The organism is Protofrankia sp. CiT1 (assembly GCF_917627335.1).
Taxonomy (GTDB): Bacteria; Actinomycetota; Actinomycetes; order Frankiales; family Frankiaceae; genus Protofrankia.
Genome location: NZ_CAKJTP010000003.1, coordinates 46,708 through 48,426, shown reverse-complemented (window position 1 = coordinate 48,426; position 1,719 = coordinate 46,708). Strand labels below are relative to the sequence as shown.

The window sequence follows — 1,719 nt, the reverse complement described above, 5'->3', positions numbered from 1 at the left end:
AGAGCCGGCGAGGGCGGGCGGGAGCAGGTCCCGTTGTGAGGGCCTCCGGATGAGAGCGCGGCCCCGCCACCCTCGTTTGTCACTTGTGCATCTGCCGTTGCGCAACCGGATGGCGTTGCTCATCGGTCTTGCGGTGACCGCCACGGTAGCGGTCGTGGCAGGCGTGGCACTCGGCGCGACCGGGATCGTGCTCGGTCGGTCCATCGACCACCAGCTGATCCAACAGGCCTACACGGCGGCTCAGACGATCAAGCCGAAAGAGTGGGGCCCCGAGTGGGACCAGGGGCTGATCGTGTTCAACTTCGGCCTGCCCGCGCAGGTCATCAGCACCGACGGCACCCCGACGGCGCCGGACAACCAGGTGGTGATGCTGCCGGTCAACTCCGCCGATATCGCCGTGGCACACGGGGTGGTCAGCCAGCAACTGCGCACGGTCACTGTCGGCGGGGGGCGCTATCGCGTCGCCACCGTTCCCATCCGCATTCCCAGCGTCGGCCTGGGCGCGCTGCAACTGGCCCGGGACATGTCCGACGTCGATCAGACACTACGCGATCTTGGTCTGGTTTTGCTGGGTGTGGGCGTGGTGGGCGTGGCCGGATCGGTGCTGCTCGGTCGGCTGATCGCACGCGCGTCTCTCAAGCCGGTGGATGCCGCCGCCGCGGCCGCTGAGGAGGTCGCCCGTACGCAGGACCTCTCCGCATTGATCCCAGTGACCGGTAGTGATGAAATAGCTCGGTTGGCCAACAGCCTCAACAGCATGCTGCGGGCGCTGGAGGCCTCCCGCGCGCGTCAGCGGGAGCTCGTCGACGATGCCAGTCACGAGCTGCGCACCCCGTTGACCAGTCTGCGGACCAACATCGAGCTACTGCTGCGGGCCGAGGCCAATCCGGCGCGCGCACTGCCCGCGGCCGACCGGGACGCCCTGCTGCGGGACGTGGACGCGCAGATCCGGGAACTGAGCGGACTGGTCAGTGAACTGGTCGAGCTGGCCCGTGATGAGGCGCCCGCCGAGGACGTCGAGCCCGCTGATCTGACCGAGATCGTCCATGTCGCGGCCGACCGGGTGCGCAGGCGCGCCAAAGCCAAGGACGTGCAGATCGTGGTGACCGCTGTCCCGTCGCCCGTGGATGGACGCCCGCACATGCTGGAACGGGCGGTGACGAACCTGCTGGACAACGCGGTGAAATTCTCCCCGGCACAAGGGCGGGTCCATGTGACCGTGGCTCCCGGCGAGGTTGTCGTCACCGATGAGGGCCCGGGGATCGCGCCGGAGGACCGCTCCCGGGTCTTCAACCGGTTCTACCGGGCGACGTCCGCGCGTGGGCTGCCCGGGTCCGGGCTTGGCCTGGCCATCGTGGCGGATGCCGCCGCCGCGCACGGCGGCTGGGTGCGGGCTGAGGAAGGCCCGGCCGGCGGCGCGCTTCTGCGCCTGTCGCTGCCGGTTCCCCCGGACGAGGCATGGCCATCCTCAGCAGGCGCGCCGTCGGCGGTCCAGCCGGGCGCGGCCGTTCCGCGGGAGCCGAGTCTCGTTCCCCAGCTGCGGGAGGAGACTTCCGTACTGGCATCGCCGCCAGCCCGGCCTGCTTACCGTCGCTCCTGGTGGACGAGAGGATCCGGTCGTGACCTCTGACAGCACCGATCACGCCGTCAGCTCGGGCGGCGGCCCCCTGAACGGCCCGGCGAACGATCCCGCTTCCGTTCCTCCCGGTCCCGCGCCGG

At 70.2% G+C, this 1,719-nt stretch carries 1 protein-coding gene; it reads left to right on the top strand.

The features are described from left to right. The coding region (locus MJ785_RS01190; protein WP_370652838.1) for an ATP-binding protein at positions 1-1,630 on the top strand (1,630 nt) is incomplete at its 5' end. Between the last annotated feature and the right edge of the window lie 89 nt (positions 1,631-1,719).